At 39.5% G+C, this 19422-nt stretch carries 14 protein-coding genes; 1 reads left to right on the top strand and 13 read right to left on the bottom strand.

The window, feature by feature from the left end:
- Positions 1–65 precede the first annotated feature (65 nt).
- The 7 genes from PSE60_RS09915 to cmoM form a co-directional block, all read right to left on the bottom strand.
- Positions 66–713, bottom strand: a complete 648-nt coding sequence (locus PSE60_RS09915) for an MBL fold metallo-hydrolase (protein WP_210838438.1) — start codon at positions 711–713, stop codon at positions 66–68.
- Positions 714–752: 39 nt separating this feature from the next.
- Positions 753–1301 (bottom strand): YcbK family protein, encoded by a 549-nt coding sequence (locus tag PSE60_RS09920; protein ID WP_210838436.1) that lies wholly within the window; start codon positions 1299–1301, stop codon positions 753–755.
- 381 nt (positions 1302–1682) lie between these two features.
- Positions 1683–3425: a L,D-transpeptidase gene (ldtD, locus tag PSE60_RS09925; protein ID WP_272665307.1), complete on the bottom strand. Its 1743-nt coding sequence runs from the start codon at positions 3423–3425 to the stop codon at positions 1683–1685.
- 417 nt (positions 3426–3842) lie between these two features.
- A complete protein-coding gene (mukB, locus tag PSE60_RS09930; protein WP_272665308.1) occupies positions 3843–8288 on the bottom strand; it encodes a chromosome partition protein MukB in 4446 nt (1481 codons plus the stop codon).
- Complete coding sequence (gene mukE, locus PSE60_RS09935) at positions 8288–9013, bottom strand: chromosome partition protein MukE (protein ID WP_004256187.1); 726 nt, start codon at positions 9011–9013, stop codon at positions 8288–8290. The genes mukB and mukE overlap by 1 nt, the downstream gene beginning before the upstream one ends.
- Positions 8994–10319, bottom strand: a complete 1326-nt coding sequence (gene mukF, locus PSE60_RS09940; protein WP_272665309.1) for a chromosome partition protein MukF — start codon at positions 10317–10319, stop codon at positions 8994–8996. The genes mukE and mukF overlap by 20 nt, the downstream gene beginning before the upstream one ends.
- On the bottom strand, positions 10316–11104 hold the full coding sequence (gene cmoM, locus PSE60_RS09945) for a tRNA uridine 5-oxyacetic acid(34) methyltransferase CmoM (protein WP_272665310.1): 789 nt from the start codon (positions 11102–11104) through the stop codon (positions 10316–10318). Before cmoM ends, mukF begins: the two co-directional genes overlap by 4 nt.
- A 355-nt stretch (positions 11105–11459) precedes the next feature.
- Here cmoM and elyC point away from each other — a divergent pair, with 355 nt between their 5' ends.
- Positions 11460–12287: an envelope biogenesis factor ElyC gene (elyC, locus tag PSE60_RS09950; protein WP_210839486.1), complete on the top strand. Its 828-nt coding sequence runs from the start codon at positions 11460–11462 to the stop codon at positions 12285–12287.
- Positions 12288–12374: 87 nt separating this feature from the next.
- On the opposite strand, the gene kdsB is transcribed toward elyC, so the two are convergent.
- The 6 genes from kdsB to PSE60_RS09980 all read right to left on the bottom strand — a co-directional run bounded on the left by kdsB (position 12375) and on the right by PSE60_RS09980 (position 19239).
- On the bottom strand, positions 12375–13121 hold the full coding sequence (gene kdsB / locus PSE60_RS09955) for a 3-deoxy-manno-octulosonate cytidylyltransferase (RefSeq protein ID WP_210839488.1): 747 nt from the start codon (positions 13119–13121) through the stop codon (positions 12375–12377).
- 5 nt (positions 13122–13126) lie between these two features.
- Positions 13127–13306: a Trm112 family protein gene (locus PSE60_RS09960; RefSeq protein WP_115167639.1), complete on the bottom strand. Its 180-nt coding sequence runs from the start codon at positions 13304–13306 to the stop codon at positions 13127–13129.
- Positions 13307–13444: 138 nt separating this feature from the next.
- A complete protein-coding gene (locus PSE60_RS09965; RefSeq protein WP_004909576.1) occupies positions 13445–13660 on the bottom strand; it encodes a cold-shock protein in 216 nt (71 codons plus the stop codon).
- A gap of 399 nt (positions 13661–14059) precedes the next feature.
- Positions 14060–15058, bottom strand: a complete 999-nt coding sequence (gene lpxK, locus PSE60_RS09970) for a tetraacyldisaccharide 4'-kinase (RefSeq protein ID WP_272665311.1) — start codon at positions 15056–15058, stop codon at positions 14060–14062.
- Positions 15055–16800, bottom strand: coding sequence for a lipid A ABC transporter ATP-binding protein/permease MsbA (gene msbA, locus PSE60_RS09975; protein ID WP_210839492.1), 1746 nt, complete (start codon positions 16798–16800; stop codon positions 15055–15057). The genes lpxK and msbA overlap by 4 nt, the downstream gene beginning before the upstream one ends.
- Before the next feature lie 36 nt (positions 16801–16836).
- Positions 16837–19239: a DNA internalization-related competence protein ComEC/Rec2 gene (locus PSE60_RS09980; protein WP_272665312.1), complete on the bottom strand. Its 2403-nt coding sequence runs from the start codon at positions 19237–19239 to the stop codon at positions 16837–16839.
- Positions 19240–19422: the final 183 nt, after the last annotated feature.

A 19422-nucleotide genomic window follows, 5' to 3' on the forward strand; every position in this document is an offset into this window, starting at 1 on the left:
GTAAAAAAATGCAATGCCCTATTTATAGGGTATTGCATTAAGTAGATATCGTAACTTTTTGACGATTACCAGATAGGCTGTTCATCTTGCAAGAAAGGGTTTGTTTTTCGCTCAAAACCGAGATTAGACATTGGGCCATGCCCTGGAATAAATTCAAAATCATCGCCAAGAGGCAATACTTTGTTTTTAATAGAGGAAATTAAGTCTTGATGGTTACCACGTGGAAAATCACTTCGCCCGACTCCCCCTTTAAACAATACATCACCCATTGAAATTAATTTATCAGCGTGATTCACAAAAATAATATGCCCAGGGGTATGACCAGGACAATGCAATACATCGAATGTAATATTGCCACAAGTTACTTTATCCCCTTCTTCTAACCAGTAATCTGGCGTAAAATCAGGGCATTCACCTATGTAAAACATCGCATTTTGCTCTGCGAGGTTTTCAATCCAAAAAGCGTCTTCTTTTTGTGGGCCATAAATAGGCACTGAAAAATGCTTAGAAAGAATAGCTGATGCACCTATATGATCAGAATGTCCATGAGTTAACAGAATTTTAGTTAACTTCAACCCAAGGTTTTCAATAGCAGAAATTAATTTTTCTGCTTCTCCACCGGGATCAACAACGACTGCATCTAACGTATTTTCATCCCAAATAACTTGGCAGTTTTGCATAAACGGTGTTACTGGGATAATAGTATATTTCATCGAGCAATTACTCCGTAATCTGTGTCACCTATGCACAGATTACCACGTTCTTGCAGGTCCTGTATCAATATGTATAAAATTGCTTCGAGGATAATAACCAACACCACCAGCCTTCATTTTCAGCGCAGCTTTGCGAATATTGCTCAATTGTAACCCTTCGATATGAAAATCCATTGCTTGCCCGCGAGTATGATAGCTTTTTTTCGCTACCCCTGAACCCTTACGGCGCAGTTGGTTATTTGTTTCTAAGGAACGGTAACCTGAAATCAGCTGTACAGGTTTATTTGTTCCCATCATCATTTGTAATAAATAGATTTGGTCAAACAGTTTAGGGTCGATGGTTTTCACTTTGTCACAACGATAGTCACGGAAAAAATGATTTAAACGTGCTAGTTCAGACTTATTGTAACGGCGCCCGTCAAAAAATTCAGTTTTTAACGATTCGCCTGTATTAATATTTTGAAAACGTAAAATACGTGGTCGAGGGGTCGTCATTGCAGCAAATACATGGCTTGGTAATAAGCTAAGGCCAATCGTTGCGGCCCCAATACCTAACCACTTTCTGCGGGATTGATCAATTATATCCATAGGTGATAGCTCAGACTCTAATAAATTCAGTATTAATCGATAAAATTTTGGCAACCTATTGAGTCTAGCAAATCATGCCTAGCTTTAATGTATAATTATGTAAAGATATGCATACTTCACAGGAATTTTATTGCAATTTTCGTCAAAAAGAGAGTTTTGTCACTCAAACTGCTCGAAACATGCAATTTAAAACACAAATTATGCTGCCTTTATCAAAGATGAATACAATGGTAATAAGTGAACACCCATAAAACAACGGAATAAACAGGATAAAAACGGATTTTAGTGGAGTTTTGCTGAATGGAAATGTACGACGAAGAATATTCAAACAGTTAATTTAAAATATTTAAGGGGAGAAAAACTCCCCTTTTAAATAAACGATTAGTGTAAAACCTTTTTCAATATTGGCAAATATTTATCTGCATTATTAATGGAATTATCATACTGATAAATATCGGCTCGATATTGTGGTTGCTGGTCTTTATCTACCCAAGCAGTTTGATAGTACAGAAAAACCGGGATCCTATCGGGTATATTCACATACCGTGTTGAGCCTTCTTTCAATGCACCATCAATTCGTTTTTGTTCCCAACCGGCATCACCTAACAAAATACTGGCTAATTCGCTTGCTTTATTCACTCGCACACATCCAGAGCTTATTGCACGTGCATTACGATTAAATAAACTATGGTTTGGTGTATCGTGTAAATAAATCGCATCTGAACTCGGCATATTAAACTTGTAGCGCCCTAATGAGTTAGTTGGGCCCGGTGCTTGTCGAATGCGATATGGGAAATTCGCTGGGGTGATATTATCCCAGTCAATAGAATATGGGTTGATTTCATATGAATCAGCGCCCCATCCGGAATAAACCGTATATCCTTTACGGCTAAAATAACTTGGGTCTTGTTTTCCTTTCGGTGCAATATCTTTACGGGCCATACTGGTTGGCACGCTCCAAGGCGGATTAATGACCACGTTATTTAGCGCACTGCTCATGATCGGTGTTTTGCGATCAGCACGACCAACAATCACTTTAGAATCTAATATTACTTCATCATTTAAATAAAAATCTAAAGAGTAACCTGGAATATTAACTAAAATCCCAGTACCACTACTTGCAGGAATAATACGTAAGCGCTGAATATTAAGCGCCATTAAACCCGCTTTCTGCTTAGGCTGCATATTTAGCCAAACACGTGTACCTTTTCCAACCACACCATCGGCTTCTAAACCATATTGTAATTGGAATTTTTTTACAGCGTCGACGAGTTCTTGGTCATATACTTTTGACACAGTGCTCACAGGTGTTTCTGTTGGTTCGACTGTTTGTTCAACCGCCTGCTCTGCAATTTGAGCCATTGTTTCTGGAGGTTCAATTTCTTCGGTTACACTTCCACCTTCAAGTAACCCTTCACGTTGCAGAATTTGACGTAAAATAACCACATCATCGCTAGACTGTCCTGGCTTTAATGTTTTTGTTCCCACCATTTCCAAATTATCTTCAGGCATCGCCAATAACTTCAACATTTCCTTGCGCATAGGCAAATACATTGGATGATTTGGTGCCTGTGATTTTACCCAATTACTTAGGTTATTAGACTCAACTGCCTCAAGCCATGGTTTCATTTGAGCCGTCGTGGGTGCAATAATTTTATATGGCCGATTTGTATATAGCCAGTACTGCCCACTCGCTTCTATCGAAGATAAATACTGTAAATATCCAAGCATGGCATCAGATAAAATAACGTCACGGCCCAACTCATTTAATTGGTTATTTTCCAATATCGCCAACCATTCCCCGAATTGTGGCTGAACCCCAGCAAGAGATAATTCGGCCAATTGCTGTTGAAATTGGCTAATTGCTGTTTCATCTTGCCACAATAGCTGCATTTGCCTATCAGCATATAGTTTTGCTAATTGCGTAGAAAAAATGGGTTTCACATCCGCAGGAAGCGACTGTGTTATTTTGGCTAAACTTTCTGTTGGTGTAACTGAAGCTACCGTTTGAACTTCAGAAACACTTTGTTGCGTATTTTCTTCGTTTGAAAATGCAGGAAATTGTAACGCCATCAACCCGCATATTACTGAGACTTGCAGAGCTCGCACTCTTCTCTTCGCCATACATCCACCTTAATTTACTACATGGATAACAATTTTTTTATTATAATTACAATTTTATTGTATTTAATTTTAGCAGTAATGTTATAGGAATAGACTAATTTTCCTTTTTTCAGATTATATGCAGTTACGTTAACGATTAGTGAGAAAAAGAATTATTTTCATCATGAGGAGTTCAAAAATTTATTAGTGCTTTAAACATAGATGAATTTTATTTTAATTAAAAGCTTTACCCAACGTTTTCTTCACCACTTAATTCCATATAAAAAAAGTGGTTTTTATCATGGGATAATATATTTTAAAAATCGGGTTTTATTCAAATTAATTAATACTCCTGTGAAACCGCTTTTATGTTATTTGTTAAATATAAAAAAGCCGATATTCATTCCTAAATACCGGCTTTCATTTTATTCACAAAAATTATTGCTGCAATGAGAGTGCTTGTACATTCGGGTTTTCTTGTCCAAACCCTTTTAAACCAACAACATGCACATGCTCATGTGTACCAATTACTTTACGAACTAATTTATACGTCGTGCCTTTCTCTGGGCTAATGTTTTCTGGTGCGGCAATAATCAATTGCATTTCAAGCCTATCGCACAGCTCAAATAATGTCGCAATAGATTTAGCATCTAATCGCGCAGCTTCATCTAAGAATAATAAACGACAAGGAATAATATCTTTCGCACGTAAACGACGAGACTCCTCTTCCCAGCTCTGTACCACCATCACTAAGATCGACATCCCAGTACCAATCGCTTCACCCGTTGATAACGCGCCACTTTCTGCTTTTAGCCAGCCATCTGAACCTCTGTTCACCTCGACGTCTAACTCTAAGTAATTACGGTAATCAAGTAATTCTTCACCTATCGTTTGTGGCAACCGCTGCCCAACATCCACTTGTGGGTTAAGGCGTTGATACAATTTCGCCATCGCTTCAGAGAATGTTAACCGTTGGCTGGTGAACAAGTCTTGATGCATTTCACTTTCTTCAGAAAGCACACTGAGTAACAACGCATGACTTTCTCGAATATTCACATTGAGGCGAACCCCTTTAACCTGGCCAAACGCTACCGCTTGCAGCCCTTGGTTTAGCATACGAATACGATTTTGCTCGCGCTGAATGGTTTTGCGAATAATATTTGCCACACTTTTTGAACTGATCGCCAATTTTTGCTCACGCGCTGTTAGCTCTTCTGTTAAACGCGCCAGTTCAATTTCCATTTGCTCGATTGCATCAATCGGGTCATCTGTACGAATAATATCTTGGCGAATACGTTCACGTAGGTGTTGGTATACCGCGATAAAGAAGTTTATCTTCCGCTCTGGGTGTTTTGGGTCTTCAGATAAACGCAATACATCACGTAAATGCTCGTTATCCGCAACCGCTAAACGCAGCGCACCCAAGGCTTTATCCGACATCGAACGTAAGCTATCACCGTCAGTATAGGCCAGCTCACGGCGATGTAGACGACGCTCAACGCCATTGTCTTTCACCAAGCGCATGACCGCACACCAACCGGCTTTTGCTGTCACTACCTGCTCACGCAGCATATAGTAGTCTTTTTCTAACTTACGAAGACGCTTTTGTAAGTTATCCATTTCAGCTTCACATAACGTCAGCTGTTTTTCTAACTGGTTAATACGACTACGATTTTCCATGACTCGCTGGTGCAGTTCATCACGTCGAATTCGAGCACGTTCTTGAGCATCAGGATCCGCTTTTACGCCAATTTCTTGCATTTCAACTTCGAGTTCTTTCAACATCTCTTGTTTGGTATCGAAAGAACTGCGTAACGAAGCGAGAACTTGATGGAACTGTGCACTTTGTGCTTGGTGCTGACGCAATTGTTCACGAGCACGTGTACGTTCAGTTTCTGCCTGCTCTAGACGCTGGCGTAGTTTTTCATTCAAGTCCGCATTTTCATTCACCATCCCCGTTGAATCACTGTAACTAAAGTGAGCACGGCGCTGAACGACTTCGACTAATGCAAAAGCTTGCTGTTTAGCATTTTGTTGGCTGTGTTTTGCTGACTCATAATCTTTGCGTAATTGCTCGTGTTGTTCAGGGTCACTGAGCAATACTGTCACAATCGGTTCTAATTTTTCTAACGCATGACCATGTTTATTCAGAAAATGTGCGGCTTCTTCCGCTTCCGTTAGCTCTTCGCTTATCTCTTCGACTCTGTCCACCAATGTTTCATCGAGTAATAACCCCATCTGAGGTAATAAGCGATTAAGAGCAGCAAGGCTTTCTTTGCCTTGTGCAAATTGTTGACGTTGTTGCTGAGTTTGCTCTTCAAACTGTGCCAAAGCACGTTCAATTTCCGAACGTTTCTGATTAAGCGTACGAATTTCAGCTTCAGGATCATCTTCAAAGGCCACCGAAATATGTTGACCAATAAACCGACTGAATGCTTGGTGTGAACGCTGAATTTTCTGTACGTCAAATGATAAATTCGCATAACGCTCAGCCAACTCATCACGCTCAGCAGTTAATGACTCTAAATGACTTTCACGAGCTGCACGACCAAACAAAGGCAATTCAGGATAACGAGAGTAACGCCATTGACGCTCAGACGAACGGACTAATACCGCACTTTCAAATTCTTGCGCATCAAAAACGCTGTCATCGAACGATTGAGGATCCCCTTCGATAAAATAAACATCATCAGGGCAATCTTGTAATGTTTCTAGCTGGCTACGAACCACAGATAAGTCTTGAACCACAATACCATGACGAGCTGGGCCATATAATGCAGAAAAATAAGCCGCATCTTCGATGGTAATATCATCATAAATTTCAGATAACAAAACACCATTAAAGCGCTCTGCCAACGCTAACATGCGGCCATCTTCAGCACCGCTTGGCTGGCTTAGCCGCTCTATTTGCTTTTCGAGATCTTTACGTTGCGCAGCAACTTCATCTCGTTCAACCGTTATTTCCCTTTCTTGTTCGAGGAGTTGCTGCATAAATTCAGTCACTGCAGTACTTGACTCAAACGTTTCATGGGATTGCTCATTAAGCTGTGTCAGAGCTTCTTGAGCCATAATCCATGCGGGAGCTTTAGATGAAAGTTGGCTAATACGCTGGCGAATTTGTTCCAATTCTTGGCGCATTTGCATCCGTCTTTCGCCACTCTCATTCACACCAACACTAAGTTCCTCTTGTTGTGCTTCCAGCTCAGCCATTAATGCGTCAAGCTCATCTGGCTCATAGCTTTGCCCATGACGTTTACAAAATTCTGCCAACATACGTTCTGCATTTTGCTGGCTATTCAAACGCTGTTGTAATTCAGAGAGTTGCATACGTAACGGTTGCACTCGCTCTGCTAAATGCTGTTGAGATGACCAATCACGCAATAACGCCCGCGCTTGTTGGTATGCATCACTGCGGCTCACGTCACCTACCATACTTTTAACTAATTGATAGGCTTGCTCAAATTGGCTATGTGCGGCATCCGCCACACTCATTTTTTGCTCAAGCGCTAATAATGCTTGAGTTGCTTGTTGCTCACGCGCTTCGAAGGTATCTAACCATTCATCTGCATTATCAATGGATAATTCAGAAAGTTGGCATAATTCACGAGCACGCGTTAAAGCATGCAACGCTTGTTGGTACTGAATAGCACGTGTTTGTTGTACATCCAACGCTTGTTGGTAATCGGCGAGTTGGTTTTTTAGTTCATCAACTTCAATTTCAGCGGCTTCAGCTCGTGCCTCATACTCATCTTGAGTTTCAGTCGCTTCAGCAACGACTTCACTTTGTTCTTCAAGGCGATAAGTCAGCTCTTCGATATCCGCCTGATATCGATCTATCTTCTCTTGCTGACGCAGTGCGGCTTGCACTAAATTCAAATGGTCACTGGCTGCTTGGTAGTCCGCTTCTAATTCTGTAGAAGCTCCATTCTGCTCATTCAACTCACGCGCCATTTCGACACTGCGGATTTGTTCAATTCGCAATTGTTTACGGCTGGCTAATAACTCATTGCGCGCAGCCAGTGCTGCATCAAGGTGAATCCGTCTTTCATTGGAATGGCGCATATAATCCGCAGAAACATAATCAGTCGCCTGGCTAATCAAATGTTTGAATAAGTCGCGGTCAGATTGCGTTACACGAATGGCTTCTAATGTTAAACGGTTTTCACGCAAAGCCGCTTCCATATCTTGGAATGCTTTACGTACCCCACTGTTTTCTGGCAATAAATAATCACGTAATGAGCGGGTGATTGCGCTAGAAATACCGCCATATAGTGATGCTTCAATTAGTCGATAATATTTGCTTCGATCACTCGCGGAGCGTAAGCGTTTAGGTAAAACCCCTAATTCAAATAAAACCGAATGATAGTCTGTTATCGAGTTAAACTGCTTGAATAAGATCCCGTCTTGTTGCTCAAGGCGTTCTTTGAGTTCATTCAGTGGAATGACTTTGGCTTGGCGCCCATCAATCACTTCAGTCAATATTTCTGTCGGCACAGTCGCTAAAGGAATACCTTGAACCATAAATGGCTTGATATCGACTTTTTTATCGCGCCCAGCGACTTGCTGTAAACGCACTCCCACCATAACACGCTGATGCTTCGAGTTTAATACATCCAAAATAGCGTAGCAGACCCCAGGGCGTAATTTCCCATGCAAGCCTTTATCACGCGAACCTGATGTCGCACCAGCTTCCGTTGTGTTACGGAAGTGAAGTAAGGTTAAATCGGGGATCATCGCGGTAATAAACGCCGCCATTGTGGTTGATTTGCCAGCACCATTACCACCCGATAACGTAGTCACTAATTCATCAAGGTCAAAAGTTCGGGCAAAAAAACCGTTCCAATTCACCAGCGTCAGTGAGCGAAATTTTCCGCGTTCAATCATTATTCTTCATCCTCATCACTTTCTGCCGGTTCTTGACTCTCTTCGCCATCCTCTTCATCACTGTCTTTTAGTGATAATTCACCGTCAAGAGAGATAGCTTCACCATCACGGATCATCCGTAACTGCGCATCTTGTGGATTATCACCACTGCGCACATCGGCACCAAAACGGAATACAGATTCACTAATAATAAATTTACTCGAATCATTTTGCAGGAAATGCACCATTCCCAAACGGCGTAAGCGATTAAGTGATGTTCTTAATTTTTCCTGCAATTTTTGTTTATCTAGGTCAGAACCTGTCGAACGTTGATTAACAAATTTAAGTAATTTGCTTTCATCCGCTAATGATAACAATTCTTCAAATAACTCTTGTGAGGTAAAAATACCTTGGTTACTCAAGCGTTCAGGGCTGAGATAGAGATAACAAAGAATTTTGCCGACCATCATATCTAATTCAGATAACACGGAGCGAGGTATTAAGGTTGTTGAGCGCGGACGTAAATAGAAGAAACCTTCAGGGGCGCGAATTAGCTCTACGTTATATCGTGCATAAAATTGCTCTAATGCTTCCTGAAAATCCATTAAAAATGCGTGGTTATCGAGGTCATCAACACTAATATGGCGACCTGAACGCAATTGGCTGTCTAGCTCTGGAAAAATCGGGTTAGCTAATGCTTGAGCCAGTTTAACTGGCATAAATTGTTCAATATTTGTCGATGACATGTGCCTGTACCTTGGCTCCGTGATCATTAATAGCTTGCCATTCTGCCGGTAATCCCGCCAAATCAGCCTCTGCGATACCTAATTTAACAGCTTGGTCGATAATAATTCGAGCAACATCAAAATGACGTTTTTGTGGATATTGCAGTAAGTAGTCATGCAACACACGGCCCACATCGAGTGGCCGCTGCTCGATTTTATAAATGGCTAACTCAATTTCCATTAGCTCTGCAAGCTGGTCATTTAATTCACTAAACTCTTCAAATTCAAGCTCTGGAGGTAATTCACCCGTGACTTCTTCATCATGCAACGCGAGCTCTTCATCACGCATATCGAATAATCGATCCGCATTGGCGTAAGTGAGCGCCCAAGGGCTATCAAGGTAATGCTGAACGGATTGACGTAACCGCTGAGAAAAAATTCTATTTTTATCCATATCGATGGCCGTACGGATAAACTTATGAACATGACGATCATAACCAATCCATAAATCGATAGATTGTTGACCCCAGCTAACGATACGGTCTAATTTATTTTGCAGATCAAAAATAAGCCTATCCACTAAGTCCGAGAACACCAGCGCATTCATATTGGCTTCTTGGATACGTAATAAATTCGCTTGCAGTTTATCCCCTGCGGCTTCTAAGGTGTCTTGCAATTCGCGCAATGTACCTGATGTTTCTGACAATAATTGCTCACAGTTAGCGATAGCCGCCTGCCAGTCTTGATTTAATAATGCCGCAATATCTTCTTTTACTGAATTTTGTTGTTCATCCATAATGCGTTGCGATAAATCAATACTGTCAAAAATTTCAGCAACTGAATATTTTAGTGGAGCAAATACATAACGGTGCCAATAAAATTCATCCCCCCCTTCCTCAGCGGCTTCAGCGGCACGTTGTAGTTCTCCTGCAACAATAGAAAGCTGCATGGAAAGTCTTAATGTTGAGAATTCTCGCTGACGAATATAATAATCGCTGATACCAATCCCCAAAGGGGTTAGACGGTAAATTGCATTACCTTCAACAAGGTCACTAGCAAAACGGTTAAATATCTTCTGGCGAACCATATCATTGATAGCATTATTGGCTCTTACCGCCAAAGATTCAGTCGTCTGTTCAAACCCTTTGCAAACCTCACGAAAGGCATCAATCAGCTCCCCTTCACTCATTTCACCATTGACTCTTTCACTGTTTAATACCGCTACCGCCAGCAAAAATGCTAAACGTTCAGCAGGAAGTGAAATTGAAAAATCATTTTTTCGTGCCCAAGACACAAGTTCAGGGACGGTCTGGGAAAAATCACTCATAAATCGTCCTTTTGTATTTGTTTGCGTGCCATGACATGAATATAACGCCCCATGCTAATATAGGGTTCTTCACGGCAATACTGCTGTTCTAATGCCAACAATGCCGGAAAATCTTTTTGCTGTAACTGCCGACTTTGTAAATAGTCATGGAATACCCTAACACCACTTTTACCGATGATTTGCATATTACACTCCTCCAACCAAGTATCAACTTGATGAGGAAAAAGCGGGTTTTGTGGTGATAACGAGCGTTTACGACGACGTTGAATATGTGGCGTTGCAAGATGAAAATTTCCCAAAATTGCGTTACGCATCACCAAGCCATTTGCATTATAGAACATGACAGAAAATACGCCTTCAGGTCTAATTATATCTACCAGTTGTTCAATTGCATATTTTTGATCGCTAATCCATTCAAGTACTGCATGAAATAAAACAAGGTCGACTGGTTCATCAACATACTGAGCTATGTCTTGCACTGCACAATGAATAAAACGCATGTTATCGCTTATGCCTTGTTTCTTGGCGAGTTCACTGGCACGCTCCAACATCTCTTCGGATAAATCGCAAAGTATCACTTGATGCCCCATTTCGGCAAGTTTGCGTGAAAAATGCCCTTCACCACCGCCTGCATCAAGTATTTTTAGGGTTTTATCCTCAAATTGGCTGCACAATAATTGAGTTAAATCTTGCCAAACTACCGCTTCTCGTATTTTTCCTTTTGTCGTTCCGTAGATATTTTTTGCAAATTTATCGACAATATCATCAAAGTTGCGGTCTGCCATGTGCTATCCGGTTGCCTATCATCTATTATTTAAAGCGGTTTATGAGCCAATTTGTCGCGAAAAAACGTAAAATGGTTGATTACATCCTGATACTGAGAAAATTAATGCTAACCAGAAATATTCTCACATTACATTGTACTTATCACATACAATGCCAAGCGACAGTTAAGGCAGGAATTATAACAGATAATAGCTATATTTTTGCATAGTACTTTATTGTACTCAGTAAATTTCGATTTAGTGCTATTAAACACTAACTTGTTATTTTTACGCCAATTTAGCTGCTTTATTGCGTTTTTTTTCTGCAAACACCACCACAACGATTGTTCGATAACTCTTAAGAATAGGCTTAGTTATGTTATTTCTCTTAAAAAAATATATTGGTTCGCTATTGATGCCATTACCATTATTGCTCATCGTCGGGTTTATCGGGTTACTTTTGCTGTGGTTCACGCGCTGGCAACGTTGTGGGAAAGCATTTGCTACCCTAAGTTTAGTTTTAATAACCCTATTAGGGTTACAGCCTATTTCAGATACTTTGCTTGCTCCTGCAGAAAAACAATTTAATAAACGCTATGAACTTATCACTGAAACTCCACCTCAAGAGGTACGTTACATTGTTGTACTCGGGGGCGGTTTTACATATAACCCTGATTGGAGCCCAAGTTCTAACCTATTGAATAATAGCTTACCTAGAGTGACTGAAGGCGTCCGCCTTTATCTAAAACACCCCGGCAGTAAACTCATTTTCACTGGTGGTAAAGCAAGTAGCCCTATCAGCAGTGCCGAAGTTGCCGCACAAGTTGCGCAATCCTTGGGTGTTCCCGCACAGGATACGATCCCACTCACTGAACCCAAAGATACACAAGAAGAAGCTTATGAAGTTGAAAAAATTATTGGGAAATCGCCTTTTTTATTAGTCACTTCTGCTAACCATTTACCTCGAGCGATGACTATGTTTACTCAACGGGGAATGAACCCTTTCCCTGCACCCGCAAACCAGTTAGTTATCACGAGTGAAATTAATCCATGGGAGAAATACATCCCTTCCTCATATTACTTCGGTCATAGCGAACGTGCTTGGTATGAATTTCTTGGTACGCTTTGGTGGCATTTAAAACCCAATAACACACAAACGTTAGAAGAGCAGCTTGCCACGCCTGAAGTTATTACCGCTGAATAGTAACAAAAAAGGTGTAATCTATTGAGATTACACCTTTCATTTAGCTAAATCGCATATTAGCTATTCCAGCTATTAGGGAAATGCTGATTACTGAATAAATTGCTTTCTAACTAGTTCAAGGTCTTCAGGGGTATCAACACCAGCACCTGGTGTCGTTTTCGCAACATCCACATGAATTTTCTCTCCATACCAAAGCACCCTAAGTTGCTCTAACATTTCGATTTTTTCTAATGGGCTTGCTTCCCACTTAATATAACGGCGAATAAACCCTGCACGATAAGCGTATATACCAATATGACGTAAAAAGGTATCACCTATTGTGTCTTGGCTTTTCGCAAAGTTGTCTCTATCCCAAGGAATGGTTGCCCGAGAAAAATACAATGCATAACCTTCGTGATCAGTAACAACCTTCACAGCATTTGGGTTAAATGCTTCATGAGCATCATTAATAGGCACAGCAAGTGTCCCCATTTCAGCTTTGCTCCCCTGAAGGTTATGAGCAACTTGGCTGATAATCTCCGGTGGAATTAAAGGTTCATCACCTTGCACATTCACGATGATTTCATTGTCAGAAAAAGCGTAGGTATCAATAACTTCAGCCAACCTTTCTGTTCCAGATTGATGGTCTGGATTCGTCATACAAGCTTCGCCACCTGCTTCAATCACCGCTTTAGCAACATCAGCGTGATCTGTCGCAACTATCACTCGACTAGCACCCGATTTAATCGCTTGCTCCATCACTCGAACAACCATCGGCTTGCCATGGATATCGGCCAAAGGTTTACCAGGTAGACGTGTTGATGCATAACGAGCAGGAATAATAACCGTAAACATGATGATTACTGGCCTTCATCTAATGAAATAGGGCGCGCTTCATTTTCTAGCAATACAGGAATGCCATCACGAATTGGATAGGCTAGATGATCAAACTTACAGATAAGTTCAAGGTTTTCTTTGTTATAACTCAATTTGCCGTGGCATACAGGACAGGCAACGATTTCAAGTAAACGGTGATCCATGTTTTCTCCCGAATGGATTTTAACTCACTTGGAGTCAGGATATCACATGCAGATATCACCGTTAACTTTAATCTTCCTGAATAAGATCTCCTGCAGGAGATGAGAGGATAAAGCAGGAGAAATTGTTCTGTTTATTATTTAATAAGCAATAACGTCAGCTGCCGTTACGCCATCCGAATTACGAGTAACAGAGAACTCAACGTTTTGACCTTCGAATAATGATTTGATTTTTTTATTAGCAATTGACTTTGTTGTCACAAATACATCATCACCACCATTGAATGGGGAAATAAAACCGTAACCTTCTTTTGCGTCAAACCATTTAACTCGACCCATATGTAATTGAAAATTCATATTAAAACTCCTTTTGTTCTGAGAACAATATTTTTATCTTTGTATCATTACTCTTTCTTGCTTCCCATTTATAAATTGCCGATCTATTAATACATCAAAGAGTAATTAAACTTTACCAATTCATGCGCACAAATCATTGTGCATATTTTATAACGCTCATAAATGTAGATTTCAGACACCGCAAATCTACTGAGAAGTTAACAGTCTATTTTGACATTATGATGACAAAATGCAGTGACAGCGACTTTACAGTATAGATTGTGCGAGGATATGAAGACTAACTAAAGAACGGAGCGTGAAATTTAAGCTAGTATGAAATCCAATTATCAATGTATTGCATCTAGATACATAATAAGTGGATCTATATCACATTGGCGATATTATTATCACAGAGGAACGTTATAGACAAGTTTTTTTGTTATTTGTAATAAGTTTTTTTATTCCACTTAAGATTTTTTCAGCGTCTGTCGGCTGTAATTGTGCTTGGACAGGCAGGAACCACCAATTCGGTTGTGCAAAAGCACGACATTTCACCGCATCCTTTTCGGTCATTAATAAGTTTTGCTCATTTTTAACTAACCGCGAAAGCTGTTTTAATTCATATGACTGATGGTCAGCAAAAGCATAAGTGTTAATGACATCTACCCCTTTGTTTTCTAATGAGGTAAAAAAACGAGGTGGATGACCAATACCTGCCATTGCGATAACCGCAGGTAATTGTGTAACCGCTCGTTTTTCACCACTAACAAGGTTACAAGCAACATCACCTTCAAGGGCCATTAAGGCTTCATTTTCTTGAGCTTCACCGCCGTTAACAACGACAGCATTAACACTCTTCAAACGCCCAGCCCTTTCGCGCATAGGCCCTGCAGGCAACCACCAACCATTACCAAACCGACGTTGACCATCAATAACGACAATTTCGTAGTCACGTTGCAATGCATAATGTTGCAGCCCATCATCAGTAATAATCACATCTAATGGAAATTTCTCTAGTAAGGCTTTAACTGCATCACTACGCTTGGGGGCAACCGCTACAGGAGATTTAGTACGATGAAAAATTAATACGGGTTCATCCCCTGCAACTTCAGTTGTCGTTGTTTCATCGAGTATCAGCGGGTACTTTTCAGATTTACCACCATAACCTCGAGAAACAACACCCACACGGTAGCCTTCTTTGGTAAGTGATTCCACTAACCAGATAACAACAGGGGTTTTACCATTTCCCCCCGCTGTCAGGTTTCCAACCACTACCACTGGAATTGGGGCTTTCCATGAACGTTTTAGCCCGATTTTATAAACCACATCCCTAATTACCGTTACTAACCCATACAGGAAAGATAACGGCAGTAATAAGAGATACAGCCATGATTTACCAGACCAAATACGTTCTATCATTGTTTAAATTGAATACTATGTAATTGTGAATATGCGCCATCTTGAGCTAATAGCGATGCATGGTTACCACGTTCAATGATTCGCCCATCTTGTACAACTAATATTTCATCCGCATTTTCTATCGTAGATAGTCGGTGAGCAATGACCAAGGATGTTCTATTTTTCTGTAACTCGTCGAGGGCTGCTTGAATAGCACGTTCAGACTCTGTATCTAGTGCAGATGTCGCTTCATCAAGAATAAGAATTGGAGCGTCGCGTAGAAGTGCGCGAGCAATCGCAATTCTTTGACGTTGTCCGCCAGAAAGCATCACACCATTTTCCCCAATAACGGTATCTAGGCCTTTTTCAAGTTTAGCAATGAAATCCATTGCATAGGCCATTTCTGCAGCTTTCTCTATTTGCTCACGGCTGTAGCTACCATCTGTTGCATAGGCAATATTATTCGCTATTGTGTCGTTAAATAGATAAACATGCTGAGAAACTAACGCGACTTGGCTACGCAATGAAGACAATGTGTATTCACGGATGTCATGGCCATCAATTTGAATAGACCCTTCATCAATGTCATAAAAACGTGTAATCAAATTTGCAATTGTGGATTTACCTGAGCCCGATCGCCCAACTAAAGCAACTGATTTTCCTGCTGGCAAAGTAAATGAAACATCGTCTAACGCAGGATGCTCTTTGGTTGCATAGGTAAAGGTGACATGCTCAAATTTAATATCACCTTTAACTTCTTTAAGTACTTTAGTTCCGTTATCTTTCTCTTGTTCGGAATCTAAGATAGCAAATAAAGTTTGGCAAGCTGCCATACCACGTTGGAATTGGGAGTTAACGTTCGTTAATGATTTTAACGGACGCATCAATGCAAACATTGATGAAAATACAACAGCAATTGTACCTGAAGTTAGCTGATCACGAATTTCAGGAAAACTCGCAGCATATAGGACAAATGCTAATGCAAATGATGCAATTAACTGAACAATAGGGTCTGAAATTGCTGAAGCGGTTACCATTTTCATATTTTGGCGGCGCATATTGTTACTGACTTTATTAAAACGTTCAGTCTCAACTTTCTGCCCACCAAAAATTAAAACTTCTTTATGGCCTTTTAGCATCTGCTCCGCGCTAGCCGTCACATGCCCCATACCCGTTTGCATGTTTTTACTGATCTTACGAAAACGTTTGGAGACAATACGAATAGTGACTGATACAACAGGAGCGATCACGATTAAAATAAGGGAAAGTTGCCAGCTATAATAAAACATCATCGCAAACAACCCGATGATATAAGCACTTTCCCGAATAATTGTAATTAATGCCCCGGAAGAAGAAGATGCTACTTGTTCTGAGTCATAGGTAATCCTAGATAACAGTGTTCCTGTCGATTGCTGGTCAAAAAAACTAACCGGCATTCCCATCATATGACCAAATAATTTACGGCGCATGTTCATCACGACTTTACCTGCAACCCACGAAACACAATAGGTTGAAACAAAGCTAGACCCACCACGAACAATCATTAATCCTAACACCGCGAGCGGAAGCCATTTTAAAACGTCATTATCTGCCTTATCAAAGCCTTCATCCAATAAAGGTTTTAATAAAGAAATCATAAACGCATCACCTGCTGCATTTATGATAAGTGCTATTGCTGCAACGATTAAACCCGCTTTAAAAGGCGCTATTATCGGCCACAAGCGACGAAAAGTTTGTTTTGTCGAAAGGTCTTTATCATTCATACTTTTAATTACCAGACTTAATGTAAGCGCACTATTCTACTCGGGAAATAGCGGTAAGCCAAACCACAGATGATACCAGCGGGGCTGAATTTCATAGCGATAACGTGAAACCTGAATTTTTTCCTTTGTAAACCATAAAGTTAACTGTCCATCTTCTGCTGTATTTAACCATTTAATATTACTATTTTTATATCTAAAATAGACTTTTGGCGATGGAATTTTCCATGCACTGTACCTTGCTGATGATACTGCCACCATTGAAGGTTGAACATTTCTTAACAATAAATCTGTTGATGAAGTGCTGCTTCCATGATGTGGAGCGAAAAGAAGAGTCGAACGTAATTGGTTCTTGTACATTGCAACAAGTGATTTTTCCCCTTGTTTTTCGATATCCCCTGTTAATAAAATTTTATGGTGGCCATCCGTTAATTGAATGACACAAGAATCATTATTATGCGATATCGATGCTAACTTTTCAGGCCATAATACTTCAAAAGTTAATATCCCCCACCGCCATTTTTGGCCTTTAAAACATGGAAGGTGTGCCATATTTTTTATCTTATTAAGTTTATTATTTTTTTTCCTGTATGCCGAAGTTTTTTGTGGCCCAAAACTACTTCTTACGCTTAGCCATGGATATTGCTGGATTAAATAATTAGCCCCTCCAGTGTGATCGAAATGATTATGGCTTAGAATTACTCCAATTGGGGTTATATCATGATATTTAAGGAAAGGAATAATTTGACGCTGGGCATTGCTATCCCCTTTCCATGCATTACCTGTATCATAGAGTAACGCCAAATTATTTTGTTCTATCACAACAGCCAAACCGTGTCCGATATCTAATACCGTCATTCTCCAGCCTTCTTTGAATTGTTTACCACTTCCCCTTTCTAAGAAAATTAAAATAACCACACAACTAACAAGCCCGAAATAACGCTTGTACCACTTAAATAAGACAACAATGATACTTAGCCAACATATTAAGAATAAATAATAAGGGACATTGATGAATTCTGACCAAAAAGTACTTAAATAAGGTAATGGCTTTAACCCTAAGCCTATAACGCTATCTATCACATATAAAAGAGACTGCTGAACTACTTCTATTGGCACTAAAAATACGACTAAAATAGCAGGAACAACACACCAAGAAACGAGTGGGACAAACCAAAGGTTAGCCACTAAGCCCATTACGTTAATACCATTAAATATGATAAGTTGCATTGGAATAAGTAATACTAGTAAGCCAATTTGTAAGTGTATTAATCCTATAATTTTTCCCTGTACGCCTTTAGCTAAATAATATGGTAATGGAAATATTGATAACCAATAAAGAATGGCTAGAACAGCGAAACTAGACAACCAAAAACTATCTGACAAAATCGCCAATGGATCAAATAATAATATTCCAGCTATACTCCAAAGAGCCCATTGCCGAACAAAATACCTTGCTGGTTTATTTCTAATATATATCCATAATAGTAAGGCAAATAATGCTCGAGTCGCAGGGATAGCAAACCCCGAGATCCACGCATAAAAAATAGCTAATCCCAAACCTATTACTGTTGGCAGTATTTCATTGATATATTTTATTGGTAAAAGGTATTGAATTCCCCGAGCAATAAAAATGCCAAACAAGTAAGCTAAGCCAATATGCAAACCTGATATGGCCATTAAATGTGTTAAGCCCGTTTTTTGTAGTAAATAAGTTTGATCTGTGGGTAATAAGCTTCTATCACCAAACATGAGTCCATAAATAACCCCTTTATTAGACAATGGATTAATTAGCTCCATATAGTTATAAATGATTTTTTGCCTTACAGAACACCTCATTTGTAATGGTTTTACTTTTTGGCTTTTCAAAACCCCTATAATTCTATTAGCTAAATAATAGCGTTGTAGATTAATTCCACCTTCATTTAGTGAGCTGTGCAATGGCCTTACTTTGCCATTGATTCGCCAAGATTGCCCTGCACAAACAGATTCTTTTGTTTTCCATGTAACATATAAAGGCGGAAAAACAATACGGTTGTTAATTTTTTCAATACGTACTTTGATTTTTTGCTCTTTGTTATTCAAAGGAGTACCAACAATAACCACATCAATATCATTATTTTTGTTAGATAGGTAATTAACATGATTAATAATGTTAACTCCATGCCAATTACCCCATAGATAAAATATAATAATTAGTGCTAAAAATTTCCCTAACTTGCCAAATAGAAAAAAAATCATTAACAACGTAAGAAATAAAAAAACAAATAACAATTCACTCAACATTATAATTTTAGGTATAAATAAAAGTGGTAACGTACCAAAAATCAATGCAATAGAAGCCATTGTTATCGAAATAGGTAAACTTTCACTAACGATTGAATTATATTTTTTGAGTCTATTTTTTAGCCACCTTATTATGTAGATGATATTTTTTATCAATTTTTGTATCCCTACATAGCATTTGTTCGCTTTAGTTTATTTATTTTTATTAATTTTTTAAGTTTCTTTCTTTTATTTTACGTAGCGCTTTCCAATATATTTTTCACTTACAAAAAAGTACATATTCGTTTGCGAGGAGCTTCGCAAAATATCGATATACTACTCAATATGGTTTTGAATTGG

The sequence above is a fragment of the Providencia sp. PROV174 genome (assembly GCF_028480685.1).
GTDB lineage: Bacteria > Pseudomonadota > Gammaproteobacteria > Enterobacterales > Enterobacteriaceae > Providencia > Providencia rettgeri.

Coding starts and splice junctions, on each gene's coding strand:
- PSE60_RS09915 (WP_210838438.1), bottom strand. CDS start 713: ATGAAATATACTATTATCCCAGTAACACCGTTTATGCAAAACTGCCAA.
- PSE60_RS09920 (WP_210838436.1), bottom strand. CDS start 1,301: ATGGATATAATTGATCAATCCCGCAGAAAGTGGTTAGGTATTGGGGCC.
- ldtD (WP_272665307.1), bottom strand. CDS start 3,425: ATGGCGAAGAGAAGAGTGCGAGCTCTGCAAGTCTCAGTAATATGCGGG.
- mukB (WP_272665308.1), bottom strand. CDS start 8,288: ATGATTGAACGCGGAAAATTTCGCTCACTGACGCTGGTGAATTGGAAC.
- mukE (WP_004256187.1), bottom strand. CDS start 9,013: ATGTCATCGACAAATATTGAACAATTTATGCCAGTTAAACTGGCTCAA.
- mukF (WP_272665309.1), bottom strand. CDS start 10,319: ATGAGTGATTTTTCCCAGACCGTCCCTGAACTTGTGTCTTGGGCACGA.
- cmoM (WP_272665310.1), bottom strand. CDS start 11,104: ATGGCAGACCGCAACTTTGATGATATTGTCGATAAATTTGCAAAAAAT.
- elyC (WP_210839486.1), top strand. CDS start 11,460: ATGTTATTTCTCTTAAAAAAATATATTGGTTCGCTATTGATGCCATTA.
- kdsB (WP_210839488.1), bottom strand. CDS start 13,121: ATGTTTACGGTTATTATTCCTGCTCGTTATGCATCAACACGTCTACCT.
- PSE60_RS09960 (WP_115167639.1), bottom strand. CDS start 13,306: ATGGATCACCGTTTACTTGAAATCGTTGCCTGTCCTGTATGCCACGGC.
- PSE60_RS09965 (WP_004909576.1), bottom strand. CDS start 13,660: ATGAATTTTCAATTACATATGGGTCGAGTTAAATGGTTTGACGCAAAA.
- lpxK (WP_272665311.1), bottom strand. CDS start 15,058: ATGATAGAACGTATTTGGTCTGGTAAATCATGGCTGTATCTCTTATTA.
- msbA (WP_210839492.1), bottom strand. CDS start 16,800: ATGAATGATAAAGACCTTTCGACAAAACAAACTTTTCGTCGCTTGTGG.